The sequence below is a fragment of the Cupriavidus numazuensis genome, from assembly GCF_905397435.1.
Taxonomy (GTDB): Bacteria; Pseudomonadota; Gammaproteobacteria; order Burkholderiales; family Burkholderiaceae; genus Cupriavidus; species Cupriavidus numazuensis.
Genome location: NZ_CAJPVI010000014.1, coordinates 31,366 through 50,061, shown reverse-complemented (window position 1 = coordinate 50,061; position 18,696 = coordinate 31,366). Strand labels below are relative to the sequence as shown.

Genomic DNA, 18,696 nt, shown 5'->3' with positions numbered 1-18,696 from the left:
GCGCACGCCATGAACGCAACGACGTTGGACACGGCACGCATTGCCACGGACCTGAGCGCCCTGATCCGCCCCGGAGATCACATCTGGTGGGGGCAGGCCACGGCCGAACCGCTGACGCTGACGCGCGCGCTGGTTGAGCACCGCCACGCCATCGCGCAGGGCGGCCGGCTCGGCGTCTTTGTCGGGATCGGCCAATCCGAGACGCTCCAGCCGGCCCAGGCCGACGTGATCGATTTCTTCGGCTATGCCGCCAGTGGTCCCCACCGGCAGTTGGCCAAGGCCGGTGTCCTGGACATCGTGCCAAGCCACTACTCGCACCTGCCCGGGCTGATTCGCGAGCGCACGCTGCGCGCGGACGTCGTGCTGGTGCAGGTATCGCCCCCCGACGAGGCAGGCCGCTACAGCCTGGGCCTGGTGCATGAATACATCCCCGCCGCGCTCGACTGCGCCCGCGTCATCATCGCGGAAGTCAATCCGGAGGTGCCATGGACCTACGGCAGCCGCCACCTGACCGCGGACGATATCGACCTGCTGGTGGATGCCGCGCATGCGCCGATCAGCCTGGAGCGCAGCGCGCCCGGTCCGGCCGAGCAGGCCATTGCCCGCCACATCGCCGGCTGGGTCGAGGACGGTGCCACGCTGCAGATGGGTATCGGCAATCTGCCCGAGGCCATCGTGGCGGCGCTGGGCGACCGCCGCGACCTGGGCCTGCACAGTGGCGCGATCGGCGACGGCATTGCCGCGCTGGCCGAAGCCGGCGTGCTGACCAACGCGCGCAAGACCATTGATACCGGCATCGGCATCGCCGGCGTCCTGATGGGCAGCGAACGGCTGCGGCGCTGGGCGCACCGCAATCCGCAGCTGCAGTTGCGCGAGACCAGCTATACCCATCATCCCGAAGTGCTCGCCAGCATCGACAAGCTGGCCGCGATCAATTCGGCCATCGAGGTCGACCTGACCGGCCAGGTCAATGCCGAAGTCGCCGCGGGCGTCTACGTGGGCGCCGTTGGCGGTGCCCCGGACTTCCTGCGCGGGGCCGCGCGCAGCCGCGGCGGCCTGCCCATTGTTGCCCTGCCGGCCACAGCCAAGGGCGCAAGCCGCATCGTGGCGCAGCTGTCCGGCCCGGTCAGCACGGCGCGTTCCGACGCAGGCCTGATCGTGACCGAGCACGGCGTCGCCGATCTGCGCGGCAAGACCCTGTCGCAGCGCGTACGCCGCATGCTGGACATTGCCGCCCCCGAACACCGCGAGGACCTGGAGCGCCAGGCCCACACGCTGCTGCACCAATGCGGCGCCGTTTTCGTTGCACAGGCAGGTACTGCCTGACCCACCGCCTTTTTCGCGTACCTAACAGAATTCCCAAGGAGACTTTCATGCGTCGAGCCGCTATCGTCACTCCCCTCCGTACCGCCGTCGGCACCTTCGGGGGCAGCCTGCGCCCGGTTTCCGTCGAGGAGCTGGCCGCCACGACCGTGCGTGCCGTCGTCGAGCGTAGTGGCATCGATCCCGCACGCATCGATGACGTGGTGTTTGCGCAGTCCTACGCCAACAGCGAAGTGCCGTGCGTGGGCCGCTGGGCCGCGTTGCAGGCCGGCCTGCCCGTCGAAGTCCCGGGCATGCAGCTGGACCGCCGTTGCGGCGGCGGCCTGCAGGCCATCGTCACCGCATCGATGATGGTGCAAAGCGGTGCGGCCGACGTGGTGATCGCGGGCGGTGTCGAGAGCATGAGCAACATCGAGTACTACACCACCGACATGCGCTGGGGCTCGCGTTCGGGCAACGTAAAGTTTTACGACCGCCTCGACCGCGGCCGCGAGCGTTCGCAGCCGGTCGATCGCTTCGGCAAGATCTCCGGGATGATCGAAACCGCCGAGAACCTGGCACGCGACTACGGCATCACCCGCGAGCAGGCCGATGCCTTCGCCGCGCGCAGCCATGAGCGCGCAGCGGCCGCGTGGGAAGCCGGCCGCTTCGACGCGGAGATCGTGCCGGTGCAGGTGCCGCAACGCAAGGGCGACCCCGTGACCTTCGCGCGCGACGAGGGCTTCCGCCCCGGCACGACGACGGAAAGCCTGAGCAAGCTGCGCGCGCTGATGCCCAACGGCACGGTGACCGCCGGTAACGCCAGCCAGCAGAACGACGCGTCGTCCGCCTGCCTGATCGTCGCCGAAGACAAGCTGGCCGAACTGGGCCTGACCCCGATGGCCACGCTGGTGGGCTGGGCCGCGGCCGGCTGCGAGCCCTCGCACATGGGCATCGGCCCGGTTCCCGCAGTCAAGAAGCTGCTGGCACGCCTGAACCTGACGCTGGACCAGATGGACCTGGTGGAACTGAACGAAGCCTTCGCGTGCCAGGTCCTGGCTGTGCTCAAGGGCTGGGAATGGAACGACCAGGACGCCATCGAGCAGAAGCTCAACGTGAACGGCTCGGGCATCTCGCTGGGCCACCCGATCGGCGCCACCGGCGGGCGCATCCTGGCAACGCTGCTGCATGAACTGCAGCGCCGCGGCGGCCGCTATGGCCTGGAAACCATGTGTATCGGCGGTGGTCAGGGCATTGCTGCGGTATTTGAACGCCACTGATTGGCTGGCAGCCAGCTTTGCTCCCTTCTCCCGCTTACGGGAAAGGGAGCAAGGCGGGCGCATCTGCACCAACACTTAACGCAGGTAGACCTGACATGATCCGCGACAACGAAACCCTGGAAGCCCTGCTCGACAGCGTGCGCCGCTTTGTGCGCGAGCGCCTCGTGCCCGCCGAGGCCCTGGTCGCCGAGACCGATGAAATCCCGCAGGACATCGTGCAGGACATGCGCGAGATGGGCCTGTTCGGCATGACCATCCCCGAGCGCTTTGGCGGGCTGGAGCTGACCATGGAAGAGGAAGCGCGCGTGGTCATGGAGCTGTGCCAGACCTCGCCGGCATTCCGCTCGCTGCTGGGCACCACCGTGGGCATCGGCTCGCAGGGCATCCTGATGGACGGCACGCCGGAACAGCAGGCCGCCTGGCTGCCGCGGCTGGCTACGGGCGAGATCCTTGCATCGTTCGCACTGACCGAGCCGGATGCCGGTTCCGATGCCGGCTCGCTGCGCACCACGGCGATCAAGGACGGTGACCATTACGTGGTCAACGGCACCAAGCGCTTCATCACCAATGCGCCGCAGGCCGGCATGTTCACGCTGATGGCGCGCACGAACCCCGACATCAAGGGATCGGCCGGCGTGTCGGCCTTTATCGTCGATGCCACAACGCCGGGCATCAGCTTCGGCAAGCGCGACGTGAAGATGGGCCAGAAAGGCGCGCATACCTGCGACGTGATCTTCGAGAACGTACGCGTACCGGCGGCCAATCTGATCGGCCTGAAGGAAGGCCAGGGTTTCAAGACCGCGATGAAGGTGCTGGACAAGGGCCGTCTGCATATCTCGGCCGTGAGCGTGGGTGTGGCCAAGCGCGTACTGCGCGACGCGCTGAACTACGCGCTGGAACGCGAGCAGTTCGGCCAGCCGATCGCCGAGTTCCAGCTGATCCAGGCCATGCTGGCCGACAGCCAGGCCGAGCTCTATGCGGCCGAATGCATGGTGATCGATGCCGCGCGCCGCCGCGACGAGGGCAAGAACGTGTCGACCGAGGCGTCCTGCTGCAAGATGTTCGCCACGGAAATGGTAGGCCGGGTGTGCGATCGCGCCGTGCAGATCCTCGGCGGCGCGGGCTATATCTCCGAGTACGGGATCGAACGTTTCTATCGCGATGTGCGCCTGTTCCGGCTGTACGAGGGCACCACGCAGATCCAGCAGGTCATCATTGCGCGCAACATGATCCGCGAGGCGCGAGGCGCCTGAGTTCCGCGCCCGGTACCATTGCCGTACCGCTGCCCGTCCGCAAGGCGCGGCAGTCCGAAGTTACTCCCAAGCGCCACCATGACAGTTTCCGCCTCCACAGCCTTTCCAGAATTGCCATCCCCCTCGCCCCGCACCGGCGCGCTGAGCCACTTGCGTGTGCTCGACCTTTCACGCGTGCTCGCCGGTCCCTGGTCCACCCAGAACCTGGCGGATATGGGCGCCGACGTGATCAAGATCGAGAAGCCCGGCGAAGGCGACGACACGCGGCACTGGGGCCCTCCGTTCCTGACTGGCGAGGATGGCAAGCCCACGCGGCAGGCCAGCTATTTCACCGCGGCCAACCGCAACAAGCGCTCGGTCACCGTGGACATGTCCACGCCCGAGGGCCAGGAATTGATTCGCGAGCTGGCGCGGCACAGCGACGTGGTGGTGGAGAACTTCAAGACCGGCGGGCTCAAGCGCTACGGGCTGGACTATGAGTGCCTCGCCGCGATCAACCCGCGCCTGATCTACTGCTCGGTGACTGGCTTCGGCCATACCGGCCCTTATGCGGCGCGCCCCGGCTACGATCTGCTGATCCAGGCCATGAGCGGCCTGATGAGCATCACCGGTCATGCCGACGCCGAGCCCGGCGGCGGCCCGATGAAGGTGGGTGTCGCGGTGATCGACCTGTTCACTGGTATGTACGCGACTACCGCGATTCTCGGAGCGCTCGAGGCGCGCCACTTCACCGGCCGCGGCCAGCATATCGACATTGCGTTGCTGGACGTCGCCATGGCAGTACTGGCCAACCAGGGCGCGGGCTTCCTCAACGCCAACGATGTGCCGCGGCGCCAGGGCAATATCCACCCGAGCGTGGTGCCCTACCAGGACTTCCCCACCGCCGATGGCAACATGCTGCTGGCCATCGGCAACGACGGGCAGTTCGCCCGCTTCTGCGAAGCCGCCGGCGTGGACTGGGCGCGTGACGAGCGCTATGCGACCAATACCGGCCGCGTCAACAACCGCAAGGCGCTGATCGCAATGCTGACGGAGCTGGCGCGCACCCGCACGACGGCCGAATGGGTGACGCTGCTCGAAGCCAACTCAGTGCCTTGCGGCCCGATCAACAATATCGCCGAGGCATATGCCGACGCCCACGTGCAGTCGCGCGGACTGCGCATCGAACAGGAACGCTATCCGGGTGCGACGCCGCCCGCCGGGCAGAGCGTGAACCAGGTGGTCACCGCGGCCAGCCCGCTGCGCCTGTCCGACACGCCGCCCACGCTGCGCTACGCCCCGCCGGCACTCGGGCAGCACACCGACGAGGTGCTGCGCGACTACCTGAAGCTCGAACCGCAGCAACTGGAAGCGTTGCGCGCCAAGGGCGTGGTGTAAGCCGATTGCCGCCACACGGGTGCTCCCAATATGCGCGTCCAACTACAGGCTGCCTCACCCGTCCACCTGTCCCGCCTGTTGCCGGCGTTCCCGCTGGTCATCACGGCAACGCAGGGCCGGACACTGGTGCGGCGGCGCGGCTTCGAGCGCGTGGTCGTTCCCGGGCACCCCCTGGTGATTGCACCGTTTGAGGCCATCGACATGTGCCTGGATGGCGGTGCGATCCAGCCGGCGTGCTGCAGCCTGGAACTCCAGCTGCAATCCGGCAGTACGGCTGGCATGTCGCTTCACCACCGCATCTCGCGTCGTGTGTTCGTACAGCCGCAGCATGCCTGGAGCGCGGCGTTCATCGCTGACTTGCTGCGCGGCTCGCCGGCGCAGGTGCGACGGACACTGTTCTCGGAAGGCGCCGCGCTGACCGAGCTATGCCGCACCCAGCGCTTGATGCGGGCACTGTTCGAGGTCCTTGCCGACGCTGCCGGATCCGCAGAGCTGAGACGGCGCACCGGCTGGTCGCCACGCAACGACCTGGAAGCGGCCTTCTACGACTGGTTCGGCCTGTCGCTGCACGCAGTCGGCCGGCTCGGCACGGGGCGCGCGGCCATTGCCACCCCGCGCACCGCGACATTCGTGCCACATTGGCCGGAGCGGCAACTGGCCTGATCGCGGCACCAGGGTGGCCCAAGCGCATTCGGAAACAAGGAAATCCACCTTTGCCGATTCGCGATTGCAGCGCACTGGCGGCCCACATACACTGGCATCGTTCGCCCTGCAGAACGGCTTCTGACGGCCTTTTTACCCAGTACCAGGAATCCCGACGAGATGGCCCCGGACCGAGATACGACACAACGGATTAGCGACATCCCACGCCACTGGGCCGCCCAGACCCCTGGGCACATTGCCGTCTTCGAGGATGGCCGCACGGTCACTTTTGCACAGCTGTGGGAGCGCATCGAGGCCGCAGAGGGCTACCTGCAGGCACAGGGCGTCGGGCCCGGCGACCGCGTGCTGATCGCCGCGGAAAACTGCCTGGCGGTGATCACGCTCGTCTTCGCATTGTCGGAACTGGGCGCCTGGCCGGTGGTGGTCAACGCCCGCCTGTCGGCACGCGAGATCGAGGAGATTCGGGGTCACTGCCACCCGCGGCTGATGCTGTTCACCCATGCCGCCTCGCCAGATGCGCTGCGGCACGGCATTCGCTACCGAGCCCGAGAGGTCGCTCCGGCCGGCCTGGGTCCGCTCATGGCGAGCGCCATCGACGAGACCAGCGAGCGCGAGCCCGAAGCGCTGGCACACGAGGTAGCCGCGTTGATCTATACGTCGGGCACCACAGGGCATCCCAAGGGCGTGATGGTCACGCACCGCGGCTTACTGCATTTCGCACGTGTCACCGTGGAATCCCGCCGCATGCACGCCGAGGACTGCGCCTACGCGGTCATGCCGATGTCGCATGTGTTCGGCCTGGGCACGCTGTTGTTGTCGACCTTGCAGGCCGGGGCCACCCTGTACCTGAGCGCCCGCTTCAACGCCGCCGACATCGCCGCAGCGATCCGCCAGGGGACGATTACCCTGCTGCAGGGCGTGCCGACCATGTTCAGCCGCATCCTCTCGCACGTGCGGGCCAGCGGCACGCCGCTGGCACCGTCGCCTCGGCTGCGCTATCTCTATACGGGCGGCGGCCCGCTCGACCCGACGCTCAAACAGGAGGTCGAGGCGATGTTCGGCCAACCGCTGCACCATGGCTACGGCATGACTGAATATACGGGCTCCCTGTTCGTGACCCGCATGGAACGCCCGCGCAGCGACTGCTCGGCGGGTGAGATCGTCGAAGGCGCCGAACTGCAGGTAGTGGGACCCGACAGCAAACCGGTGCCGGAAGGCGAACCGGGCGAGCTGTGGGTCAGAGGGCCGGGTGTCATGCGCGGCTACTACCGTGCGCCGGAGCTGACCGCCGAAGCCCTGCGCCCCGACGGCTGGCTCAATACCGGCGACATCGGCCGGCTCGGGCCCGATGGGGCACTGTTCATCGTGGGCCGCACCAAGGACCTCATCATCCGCTCGGGTTTCAACGTCTACCCGATCGAGGTCGAATCCGTGATCAATACCCATCCGTCGGTGCGTCTCTCGGCCGTGGTCGGACAGCCTGCCGCGGACGGCAACGAGGAGGTGATCGCCTTCGTCGAAATCAAGGACGGCGAAAAGTTCGATGCGGCCGCGTTGCAGGAATACCTGGTCGACCGGCTGTCACCCTACAAGCGCCCGGAGAAGATCCTGCGCGTGAGCACGATCCCCACCACAGCCAGCGGCAAGCTGCTCAAGCACCAGCTCAAGCAGATGGTCGCGGACAAGACATAGCAGGAACGGCCGGGGGCTGAATCAGTCCTGGCGACCGAGCCCGTCCTCGACCAAAAGATCGACCAGCTTGCGCGCAAACAGCGGCAAGGCCTCGGGGTCGGCGACGCATATCTGCAGCTTGCGCTCGGCCCATTCGTCGTTGAGCTGGACGATCCGCAGCGCCATCGTGCCCGCATGGCGTGCCGCGGTACTTTCCGGCAGCACGCCAACGCCGACATTGGCCTCGATCATGCGGCAGGCCGTCTCGAAGTTGCTGACCTGGACACGCCAACGCAGCTCCCGTTGCAAGTCCGTAGCGGCGCGGTTGAGGAAGGTGTGGAGCGCGCTCGCCTCCGGCAGGCCGATGAACTCATAGTCCAGCGTATCGATGAAATCGATGCTTCTTCGCTCGGCAAGAGGATGGCTCAGCGCGGTGGCCAGCACGAGGCGGTCGCTCCGGTATGGCATGACTTCCAGCCCTTCGGTACGCACATTCCCGGCAATGATCCCGATGTCTACCATGCCCTCCTGCACCGCGCGCACGATGTCCGGGCTCAGTCGTTCCTGCATGTCGATGGTCACGTCAGGATGGTTGACGAGATAAGTGCGCAGTACCGCAGGCAGGAACTCGCTCATCGCCGTCGTGTTGGCGAAGACGCGCACATGGCCCCTTACGCCCGACGCGTATTCTTGCAGATCACCGCTCAACTGCTCCAGCTGGCGGATAACCCGGCGGGCGTGAGCCAGCAGCGTCTCCCCCGCTCCCGTCACCTTCACCCCCTGGCTACTTCGGCTCAGCAGCTTGACGCCGACGTGCTCCTCCAGGTTCTTGATCCGGGTACTGGCAGCGGCCAGCGACAGGTGTGACCGTTGGGCACCGCCGGTCAGGCTCTGGGCTTCAGCGATATGTGTGAATAGTTTCAGGTCTACCAGGTCAAAGCGCATCACATCCATCCCAAGCGGCGTACCGGATTATCCCCCAACACAACGCGCTCATCACTAATTGCAGCAACTTTGGCCATGCGAAGTCTGATGGACCTTATTCAATACGTCGTTGCCACATTGCAAGCATCGCGCCGCAAACAGCGATCCAGGTGACAAACTGAAAGCCGTCCAGCGTGCTAAGGAAGCTCGACTGCTGCGCGACCATCCGACTGATTTCATGCAGCGCCAAGCTGGCAGCCTCATTGCTTGTCTGCCCGACGCTCTCAAAGGCATGCATCATCCGTTCGAGCGTAGCCTGGTAGGCGGGGTTCGACGGGGTCACGAACTCGGCAAGGCGAGCCTCGTGCACGGCGTATCGGTGCTGGTCCAGGATAATCATGGTCGCCGTCGCAAAGGAGTACGTCAGTTGCTTGACAATGTTCTTGAAGCGATAGCCATGGCTGAATTCCTCGACTGCAAAAGTCCGGAACGTGATGTTCGCCACCGGCAGCGCCACGAACAACAGCAACAGACCGCGCAACACCAGTGGCGGCACCAGCCAGGAGCTGCTGACACCGAATGGCATGTGCCGCATCCAGCTGCCGGCCAGCGCGGCAAGCAGGAAGCCCGGAACGATCAGCCACTTCTTTCGCTGGACGAGCGATGCATACCGGAAATACGCAAGTGCACCGATCATCGACGCCAACGCCGTAAAGCCCACCAGCTGTCCCGCATTCTCGACCGGATACCCTAGCCCGCCCTCCAGGAAGCGAGAAACGAGGTAGCCAAGCGAATGGCTCAGGTAGTAGAAGAGCACGTATAACGCGATCCCCATCTGGAAGGTCTTCTCGCGCAGCGCATGCAGGCGCACCAGCGGCCGTGGGTGGTGCCATTGGTGCCACACGAACCACGCCAGCGCGAGCAGGCCGCCAAGGGTCAGAAACATGAGTGCAGGTGATGCACTGAATAATTCGAAGCGCACCTGCTGCATCACGATCATCAACGCTCCCAGGCCGGCAGCGAACAAAACGTAGGGCCAAAAATGCACGTCACCACGGTCGGCGTCAGGCATCTGGCCGGATTGCGGCACCGCAAGCCAGGCAAACACCGCCAGTGCAAGGCCAGCGACCGCCGTGCCGGCGAACAACGCACGCCAGCCGAATTGCGCAATCAGGTAGCCACCAGACAGTGGCGCCAGCGCGCTCGCCAGCAGAATCATGAGCAGGAACGCCCGCGTGGCTGCCGGACGTTCCTGCGGCGTGAAGCCAGCCTGCAGCTGGATACGGCAAGCGCTCATCACCGGGCCGATGAAGAAGCCTTGCATGCCTCTTGCCATCGCCAGTTCCATCGATGATTCGGAGAGTGCGGCCCCCACCGAGCCGACGGCAAACAGCAGAAGGCTGGCGCCCAGGTAGCGGCGGTATCCGACGCGCTCGACCCACCACTGCTGTTGAAGGATGCCGAGCACAGACGTCAGTGCATAGGCCGTCGATGCCCACACCAGTTCATCGGGCGACGCATTGATGCCGCCCGCGATGTGCCGCGTGAAGAAGCCGAACATCGCGTTGTCGAAATAATCCAGCCCGGTGGCAAGCGCCAGCGCCCAGGCGAACACGGTCATGCGCATCCGGTCCTGTTCAATGTCCCGCAGTCCCTTCGCCGTTGTGTCCATCCTTCGCTTCCTGCTTACCCACCGTCCCGCTCGCCGGACGCACAGCCTTCCTTGCTCCTGGTTCACTGCTGTTAGGCGAGCAGTTCCATACGCAGCGCAAATGCGACCGTCTCCGGCCGATCGGCGAGCTGCCTCCCCTCAAAGGTCAGTTTCACGACTTCGCTGCGCCGAGGGAATGCAATGTGCGCTCAATGGCATCCAAGGCCGAGTGACCCCAGAGCGCTACGGTTGCTGCGTCAGAAGGAACGACTCAATCCTATCCGTATTTCAGTGATTTATCAACGATTGATTTTTGTATGATATTGGGTTCGCCACCCTGCTTCCACACGCTCCTGCATTGCGTTCTGATCATAGGAATGGGCGCCGCTACCCTCAACTCGGTGGCGGAGATCTTTTCGTACTTTGGAACAAGTAAGGACTGCACCTTCGTTACCCATCCTTCGTCTACACCCTCGACGTGCGCTTGCAGAACACCCCCGATGGCGGTGGGAAACTGTGTTCTTCGATATCCGAGAAGCACGGGCCCGGCACAAAGGGAAAGACGACATCGATGCGATCGTCGCGCATCTCAACAAAAGCTTGCGCGCAAGTACCGCTGTGGACCCAAGCAACTGGACCCGGCTGTGCATCACAATTGCTGACCCATCTCAGTCCATCACGCCGTGGGAGGCCTGGCGGCGGCGCGCACACGATGCGGCCATTTCGCATGGGCCCATCCGCTACGCCAGGTCGTCCAGCAGCGCTTTGGCGTGACGCAAGTCTGCAGTGTCAGCCCCTTCCGAAATCGCGCCCGCGATCTCGCCCAGCATGTCCCTGGCCGCGCCGTCCTGGCCTTGGCGGTGCCAAAGCCGGGCGAGGCAGAGGGCGCTTTGCAAGGCAAGCGAAAGGGCCGCTTGCTCACGGGGGAGGTCAATGGCTTTCTCGAAGCAAGCCTGCGCAGCTTGCTCCATGGGGGACGAATGGGCTGGCTCCCCTGGCCACGCCAACCTCAACTCGCCCTGCAGGCGATACAGCGTCGCAGCATCGAAGCACTCGCCGGTGTCGTGCACCAGCGCCAGCGCGTCGTCCAGCACGCGCAGCCCGGATTCCGGCTGCCCGGCTGCGAGATAGGCATCGGCGAGCAGTCCGAGGAGGGACGGCCGCCCAAGCGCGGCCCCGGTGGCCTGGTGGTCGCGCAGCCCCTGGTGGATCAGGGCGATGCCCGCTTGGGCGCTTCCCTGCCGGGCGAGCGCCCAGCCGCGCAGGATCGTGGCCCACGCGAGGTAGTGCGGGAACCCTTGCTCGCGCGACAGGGAGAGCGCGGCATTGGCATACTCCAGTGTCGCGTCCCGCTCACCGAGCCGCTGATGCAGTTCGGCCGCGAAGATCAGGCTTAGCGCCAGGGCAAAGGGATCCGAAGCCTGCCTGGCCAGCGCCAGCGCCTCCTCGCAGCGGACCCGGGCCTGGTCCGGCCAGCCGAGGTACCAAAGGATCCAGCTCAGCGTGCTGCGCATGTGGACCGCCGGGTTTCGCGCATAGCGCAAGAAATGCCCATACGACGGGCGGTCTGGGCGGTGCAAGGCCAGTGCCTGCTCCATATGCGTACGGGCCTGGCCGATCTGGCCCAGACGGAACACGGTCGCCCCCAGCACGCGATGTGCCTCGGCAAGCTGTTCCGGGTCTTGTGCCTCCTGCGCGAGGCCGAGCAACCGCTCGCCCAACGCTTGGGCCGTATTGAGCTGGGCACGCAGCAGGTAAAAGGACCACAGCCCGAGTTGTGCCGAATAGAATTGCGGCGTGTTCCCACCTTGTTCGCTCAAGGCGAGGGCCCGCGTGTAGGTCGCCTCGACCTCCGGCGCCCCATAGCCTCGCGCAGCCATCCACGCCGGACCCAGGCTCAGTAGCAGCGCGAGTTCCTCGCGCTGGCGCTCGGGGGTCTCTGGCAGCGTCCTCACCAGTTCAAGGGCCGCGCGCAAATGGCCGATCGCTTCCAGTTGCGCGGAGCGCTGCATGGCCTGCTTGCCCGCCAGCTGCAGGTATTCGACGGCCTTCGGGACATTGCCGCTTTGGCTGTAGTGGTGCGCGAGCTCGCTGCAGTACTCATTGAGCCGGTCCGGGAACAGGGTTTCGATGGCCCGCGCCGTGCGCTCGTGCAAGCGGCTACGCTGCCCGGAGAGCAGCGAGTTGCCGGCCACCTCCTGCGTCAGGGCATGTTTGAACGCGTACTCTACCTCGGGGAAGGCAGGCCGCTCATAGATGAAGTCGCCGGCCTGGAGGTCCGCCAGCAGCGGCTGCAGCGTGTCGTCAGGCTGCCCTGTGACATGGCGGACCAGGCTCGCCGGGAAGTCCGTGCCGATCACCGCCAGAGTCTGCAACAGTTCCTTCTGTGGCACCGGCAAGCGGTCGATGCGGGCCGCGAGCACCCCCTGCACGGTCGTGGGCATATGCAGCGCGAGCGGCGGCTTCTCGATCCGGTAGCTGCCCGGCTGGCCGAGCAAGGCGTTTTCCTCGGCCAGGGTCTGGACCACTTCCTCCATGAAAAATGGGTTCCCTTCGGTCTTGGACAGGATCAATTGCTTGAGCGGCACCAGGGAAGCATCGTCGCCTAGCAGGGCCGAGAGCAGGCCTTCGGCTTCAGCCTGCCCCAGCGGTTCCAACCGCAGTTGGGTATAGCAGGACAGGCGGCCCCAGTCATGCCGGTACTCGGGCCGATAGTTGACGAGCAGCAGGATGCGGGCGCTCGACACCGCTTCGATCAGGACATTGAGGAACGCTTCAGTTTCACTGTCAAGCCATTGCAGGTCTTCGAACAGCACCATCAGGGTCTGATTCTGGCTCTCGCGCACCAGCAGCCGAGTGATCGCCTCAAATGTGCGTGCCCGACGGATGGCCGGATCCATCGTGGGCAGCGCCGAACCGGGCTCAAGGAAGCCGAGCAGGTAGAGCAGGTAAGGCAGATGCCCCTCGAGGGTGCGATCCAGGATCAGCAGCCGGCCGGTCGCCTTCTCGCGATAGCGGCGTTCGTCGTCCTGCGCCGTGATCTGGAAATAATTCCGCAGCAAGTCGATCAGTGGCAAGTACGGGAACGCCTTGCCATGCGACACCGAGAAGGTTTCCAGCACCATGCAACCGGACGGCGCGCGGGCCTTGAACTCGTGGAAAAGGCGCGATTTACCCACGCCCGCTTCGCCCACCACGCCGACGATCTGCCCCCGCCCGGCGTTGGCCAGGGCCAATGCCTCACCGAGGCGCTCGAGTTCGGCCTCGCGCCCGACAAATCGGGCCAGGCCCCGGTGCGCCCCAACCTGCAGGCGCGTGCGCAGCGCACCCAGGCCGAGCACCTCGTACACCGCGAGCGGTTCGCGCAGCCCCTTGATCTGAGTCCGGCCCAAGGCCTTGAACGCGAAGTACCCCTCGGCCAGCCGGTGGGTCGATTCGCTGACGAGGATGGAGGACGGCGTCGCGACGCCTTCCATGCGCGCGGCGATGTGGATGGTGTGGCCGACCGGATCATAGTCGGTTCGCAAGTCGTCCTTGCGGATCGAACGCACCACCACTTCGCCGGTATGCACGCCGACGCGGATCTGCAGCGGAATGCCCTGTTCCAGGCGCACCTTGTCGCTATGCGCGCGCATGGCCTGCTGCATCCGCAGGGCTGCGAACAGCGCGCGCAGCGCATGGTCCTCGTGGGCGATCGGCGCGCCGAACAGCGCCAGGATGCCGTCGCCGAGGGACTTGGCCACGTAGCCTTCGTAGTGGTGCACGGCTTCCATCATCAGCGCGACCACGGGGTCGATCAGGCTGCGCGCCTCCTCCGGATCCAGGTCCTGAATCAATGCCGTTGAGCCGGCCATGTCCGCAAACAACGCGGTGATGGTTTTGCGCTCGCCGCCGGCGTCGACGCCCTTGGCTTCCATGGCGGCCCGCTCGGCACGGATGCGCTCGGCCAAGTGCGGGGGCGTGTAGAGAATGGGGGCTGGCACCGAGGGCGCAACGGGCGGCGGCGAGGTGCCAGACGGGCTCGCCAGCCGTACGCCGCAGGCCCCGCAGAACGTCGCGTCGGGGCTTGACGCATAACCGCAGTGCGCGCAGCGCTGCGCGAGCCGTTGCCCACAGGTCTCGCAAAACCGGGTGCCCGCGGGGTTCTCCGCCTGGCAATGGGTGCAGCGCATCTTGTCCCCTTGCCCCGTCAGTCGCGCTATTGAGCCTCAGGCCGGGCGACTGCGGCCGACTCGAAATCGGCGTCGACTGGCCTCACCAATGGCACCAGCCAAGCCCAGTCCTGCGACACGGGTTCGAGAATCACCGCGGCGCCGTGTCGACGAATGCGCGCTTCGGCACTGTCAAAGCGATGGTCTTCGGGCAGCCCCACGGCCTGCAAACCTCCATGTCGGAGCACCTTGGCGAATTCCATCTTCCCCTCCGCTCGTGTATCTACAAAAAATATAGATGTCTTAGAGGCAGCGGGCGCGGATTCAACGGCGCCCCCGCATCCATGGTGCTGCGGGCACCCCGCTTCAGCTTTAGGCGTTGGCAGCGCGCAGCAGCGTCCGCGACACGCTGGAAGGCGGGCACTTGCCTTGTCCGGCGGCCGGCCAGACCGCGTCAAGTGGCCACCGCCGACGCCGCCTGCGTTTCATGGATGCGTCAAGGCGCGGGGCAAAGACTCGCGTGAGCGAACTCGGCCGAGAACGACACGTCCGCCGCGGCTGCACTCGCGCCTTCCCGACATCCACATAGGGCGCCAAGGCGTCCGTCGATCACTTACCTGATAACTGCTATTATCAGGTTTGAATTTTTGCGTACTATACGGGGTTTCGCTGACTGCACTTAGGGTGGGAGACCGTTAAGGAAGGTGCCGGGAACGGCGCTAACGGCTGAAGAAGAGACCGCTGGGTCGCGCACGTGCGTGATCTCAGCGCCGCGATGCAGGCAAGTTTAGCCAGAAAAGTGCCCCGTTGCCAGTGCGGTAGGGTCTTCATGGTTTGCCTCTTGGACTAGGCACGCCATCCCGACACAGGGTCAGAATTAATGTTATCAGGTAAGAAACTGACGCCCGTCCCCAACGAATTCTTATGGCCCAACACAATCACGTCGCTGCCACGATCCCACGCTATACCCGGGCCGACTTCACCGCGCTGCGTTTCCGGCTCAACCGCATTCCGACATCGGACATTCTTGCGCGTGTGTACGATGAAGACGCGCTGGAGGCCATCGGGATCGAGACCCCGACTCAACTGGAAGCCCGACTTGATGCCATGCGTGACCATCTGGTCGAACGTGTGTGCCTGAGCAATCCCTATCTGTCGGCGAGCCTGGCAGATGCGCGCCGCTTCAATCGTTGGCCCAAGAGTGCCATCGACTATCTGGTGCGGGCTGCAGACAAGGATGTTTCCCAGCCGCAGCCAGAGGATCCGGTCTCGGCCTGGCTGCGGCCCGTCGTGTTCCGGCCGCTACGCCAGGAGGGCATCCAGACGCTAGCGCAACTGCAGGGCTATATCGCGCTGCGCGGCCGGCGTTGGTATCTGCCCGTGCCGCGGCTCGGTGCCGGCAAGGCGCGCGCCCTCGAGCGCTGGCTGCAAGCCCATTCGACAACGTTAGGCCCCCTCACACTCCCCGACGAGACGCCGCAAACGGCGTCGGTGGATTTGGGCGCAGAACTCGCATGCAGGTTGGTGCCGCTTGAGCAGATCGCGCGAGTCGTGTCGTCCCTGGACGGCCATGACGGCCGCAATCGTGCACCCGGATTTTGTCTCATTGCCGCACGCCATGACCTGGACGCCATCCGCGCGTATCTGTCCCGTTTTCGGGATCGGGACAAGACCGCCCGGGCCTACCAGAAGGAACTCGAGCGCTTCCTGCTCTGGTGTGTCACCGTGCGCCGCACCGCATTGTCTAGCGTGGACGCCAGCGATTGTGAGCGCTACAAGGATTTCCTCGCGCAGCCCGATCCGTCCTGGATTGGCGCGAAAACGCCACGCACGTCGGCTCGCTGGCGGCCCTTTGTCGGGGCGCTCAAGCCGGAATCGCAGCGCTATGCGGTGTTGGTGCTGCGAGGTTTTTTTGCCTGGCTGGTAGGCGTGCGTTATCTGGGCGGCAATCCGTGGTTGCTCGTTCAGGATCCGCTCACGGTGCGCCGAGAACTGCCGGTCGCGATCGAGAAGGCGTTGCCGGGTCCGCTATGGGAGCATCTCCTGCAGCCAGACGGTCTCCTTGATCAGCTCTGTGCCAAGGTTGATTCGAGGCCGTCGGGCGTGCCGCTGGCCGCGAATGACGCCGACGCGCAAGGGGCACAGTACCGGCTAGCACGCGCCGCTGTCCTGCTATTGGGGTGCAGTGGCGCGCGTCGCGAGGAGGCGGCCCGCGCAATGCGTTGTCACCTGAGGCCGGTCCCGGAGCAGGCTGGCATCCCCGCGGGCCTGTGGGAATTGGCCCTACTTGGCAAGCGCAGTAAATGGCGCACCGTGTTCCTGCCCCCGCGCGTCATCGCGGCGTTGCGTGCGCATTGGGCGGACCGTGGCCACGATTTCGAGGAGGCGGATCAAGTGCTGGCATTGCTCTCACCAGTGGTGGTGCCGTCCACCCGCGCTGCCCAAGCCAAGCACGTCCGTCGCGAGCACGGGACGCCCGTCCTGACTGGCACCGGATTTTCACCCGATGGGCTGTATCAGCTGTTGACGACGGCGCTGCTGCGTATCGCCGACGACACCACGCTCCCATTGGGAGCGTTCGAGCGGGAGCGGCTGCGCCAGGCCTCGCCCCACGCGCTGCGGCATACCTTTGCTACGCACGCAGTGGCCAACGAGATGCCAACAGACGTTCTCCAACGGCTATTGGGACACGCTTCGTTGCAGACGACCTCTCTGTATGTCCGCGCGGAACGCGCGCGTGGGCTGACCGCCGTCTCAAAGCTCTACGCCACCTAGCAAGCTGCCAGTCCGGCCTGGCATTTTCGCGCGCCGCGGCCACGCAGCTGACTCCCTTTTGTGAGCAATGTGCCGATGGGTCGTACGACCGACACCATCACTCTGGAGCGGGGCTCTCCCCTAGCTTGGGGGGCGGCTGTCCCAACTTGGGACAGTCGTCTGCGTCTTGGTCCAAGTCCGGTTTCTACGCCGGGGGAGAAAGGTGCGGTGCCATGGGTAGCTGACCGGGCCCAAGGTGTCCCGACTTGGGACACTCAACACTCATCGCAATCCCGTTAGTCGCGTCGCAAGCCGCCATCGGCAGGGAAGTTGCCGACGCATAGAGCCGCACCAGCGTGTCCCACGTGGCCCCGGGACTCTGGGGTGTCCCGGCTTTAGTCGGGGGACTTATCGAATACGAACGGAGATGGCAGCGGTACGGGTGGTTCCGGTGGCAGACGCCTATCGCCGAAGCGTTCCGACCTGGGACACATGAGGACACGGGACTGTGGCAGTAGCACGGTTAAAGCGCCAGTCGGCGGCCGCTAACGCAGGCCCCAAGGTTGGGACCCGAACGCCTTCGGACTACTGGCGGCGTTGAGCTGAGCAAAGACATCACAAGAGTGCGTGGGGCGCTTCCTACGCGACAGGTCATCGACATGACCTGTTTCGATCCTTTTGCCAAGCCAAGCCAATGGCAATTGCTCGATTGCATTGCCCCATCTCGCACGGGGGCACGCTTGCGCCGACTGCCTTCACGGCGGGCGCCTTCTCGACCAGGATTAGAAGTTTGGTGATCCGCTCTTCATGCCGTCGTGTGGCCGCCAACCGGGGATGGGCCATCCGCCGGATGGCTCGATACCGGAAGACCTCAGCCTTTGCAAGCGGGGCAGTGGGGGCGAGTTAGCTGTTCGAACAGTTCGAGTTCGGCACCGGCGCGCCAGACCATGGCCGATAGGGCCCGCCGTTCCTAGTCAGAACGGTCGCTTTGGCCGTGAGTCCAGAGGCGCGTCGATTCGACGCGGATCCGCGCTGGAGTGTCCCAACTCGGGGCACTCTGCCACGGTACAGGGCGACGCACTTAGTTTGTCCGGCCGAGCACGGCTCTTGGGCCTGATGCCTGACTGGGCTCCTGTTCAGATGGCAACTGCATTGCGTCCATGAGCCGGGCCCTGAGCCTTAGGCCCATGGACGCGCAAGCATAAGCGCGGCCTTTTGCCGATCGTCGTGGGACTGCGGAAGAATGACGACTACAGCCCTTGATCGCGGCTGTTTCACGCCAGCTCCGCTGGACCTCCGCGGAGGCTTGCCTGTCCGCAAGATTTGAACAAGCAAAACCCACAGCAGAGTGTTCCGACTTGGGACACTCAGTTACTGGCGCACCCCTTCTATCCCCGTGCTCGCCCAGCAATGTCGGTCGTTCCAGCCGAGTGAGTACGGAATCGGTAGGTCAGCCTTCCCAAGTTGGGACAGTCAAATGCGGCTCGTCTCGATGGTCTGCGGCGACGCCCCCGAGGGGGGCCGTCGAGTTCGTCGCCTCGGAGAGACTGGCCCACGTGCGGGCAAAGAGTCATAACATCGCATGACCGCCACCCATGCTGAGTCAGTTCGGCGGAGGCACGGCCTTCCACGTCTGCATGCCAATGAGCATCCCGACTTGGGACAGCCTC

Annotated in this window: 11 protein-coding genes; 7 read left to right on the top strand and 4 right to left on the bottom strand. The window is 65.2% G+C overall.

Translation table 11 applies throughout. The annotated features are described in order from the left end of the window. Positions 1–9: 9 nt before the first annotated feature. The 6 genes from KHO41_RS13055 to KHO41_RS13030 all read left to right on the top strand — a co-directional run bounded on the left by KHO41_RS13055 (position 10) and on the right by KHO41_RS13030 (position 7,567). Complete coding sequence (locus tag KHO41_RS13055; RefSeq protein ID WP_211953700.1) at positions 10–1,326, top strand: acetyl-CoA hydrolase/transferase family protein; 1,317 nt, start codon at positions 10–12, stop codon at positions 1,324–1,326. 47 nt (positions 1,327–1,373) lie between these two features. Further along, on the top strand, positions 1,374–2,582 hold the full coding sequence (locus tag KHO41_RS13050; protein WP_211953699.1) for an acetyl-CoA C-acetyltransferase: 1,209 nt from the start codon (positions 1,374–1,376) through the stop codon (positions 2,580–2,582). Positions 2,583–2,677: 95 nt separating this feature from the next. After that, positions 2,678–3,835, top strand: coding sequence for an acyl-CoA dehydrogenase family protein (locus tag KHO41_RS13045; protein WP_211953698.1), 1,158 nt, complete (start codon positions 2,678–2,680; stop codon positions 3,833–3,835). Positions 3,836–3,913: 78 nt separating this feature from the next. Continuing rightward, positions 3,914–5,212, top strand: a complete 1,299-nt coding sequence (locus tag KHO41_RS13040; RefSeq protein ID WP_211953697.1) for a CaiB/BaiF CoA transferase family protein — start codon at positions 3,914–3,916, stop codon at positions 5,210–5,212. A 30-nt stretch (positions 5,213–5,242) separates the two neighbouring features. Next, the gene (locus tag KHO41_RS13035) at positions 5,243–5,875 is read left to right on the top strand and encodes an AraC family transcriptional regulator (protein ID WP_211953696.1); all 633 of its coding nucleotides are present in this window, start codon (positions 5,243–5,245) and stop codon (positions 5,873–5,875) included. A 159-nt stretch (positions 5,876–6,034) separates the two neighbouring features. Next, positions 6,035–7,567, top strand: a complete 1,533-nt coding sequence (locus KHO41_RS13030) for a class I adenylate-forming enzyme family protein (protein WP_211953695.1) — start codon at positions 6,035–6,037, stop codon at positions 7,565–7,567. A 21-nt stretch (positions 7,568–7,588) separates the two neighbouring features. Here KHO41_RS13030 and KHO41_RS13025 read toward each other — a convergent pair whose 3' ends face one another. The 4 genes from KHO41_RS13025 to KHO41_RS13010 form a co-directional block, all read right to left on the bottom strand. Further along, a complete protein-coding gene (locus tag KHO41_RS13025; RefSeq protein WP_211953694.1) occupies positions 7,589–8,491 on the bottom strand; it encodes a LysR family transcriptional regulator in 903 nt (300 codons plus the stop codon). A 94-nt stretch (positions 8,492–8,585) separates the two neighbouring features. After that, the gene (locus tag KHO41_RS13020) at positions 8,586–10,142 is read right to left on the bottom strand and encodes an MFS transporter (protein ID WP_211953693.1); all 1,557 of its coding nucleotides are present in this window, start codon (positions 10,140–10,142) and stop codon (positions 8,586–8,588) included. A 719-nt stretch (positions 10,143–10,861) separates the two neighbouring features. Then, complete coding sequence (locus KHO41_RS13015; RefSeq protein ID WP_211953692.1) at positions 10,862–14,293, bottom strand: adenylate/guanylate cyclase domain-containing protein; 3,432 nt, start codon at positions 14,291–14,293, stop codon at positions 10,862–10,864. A 26-nt stretch (positions 14,294–14,319) separates the two neighbouring features. After that, a complete protein-coding gene (locus KHO41_RS13010; RefSeq protein WP_211953691.1) occupies positions 14,320–14,535 on the bottom strand; it encodes an antitoxin in 216 nt (71 codons plus the stop codon). Positions 14,536–15,196: 661 nt separating this feature from the next. Between KHO41_RS13010 and KHO41_RS13005 the strand changes: the two genes are divergently transcribed. Beyond that, on the top strand, positions 15,197–17,047 hold the full coding sequence (locus KHO41_RS13005) for a phage integrase family protein (RefSeq protein WP_211953689.1): 1,851 nt from the start codon (positions 15,197–15,199) through the stop codon (positions 17,045–17,047). Positions 17,048–18,696: the final 1,649 nt, after the last annotated feature.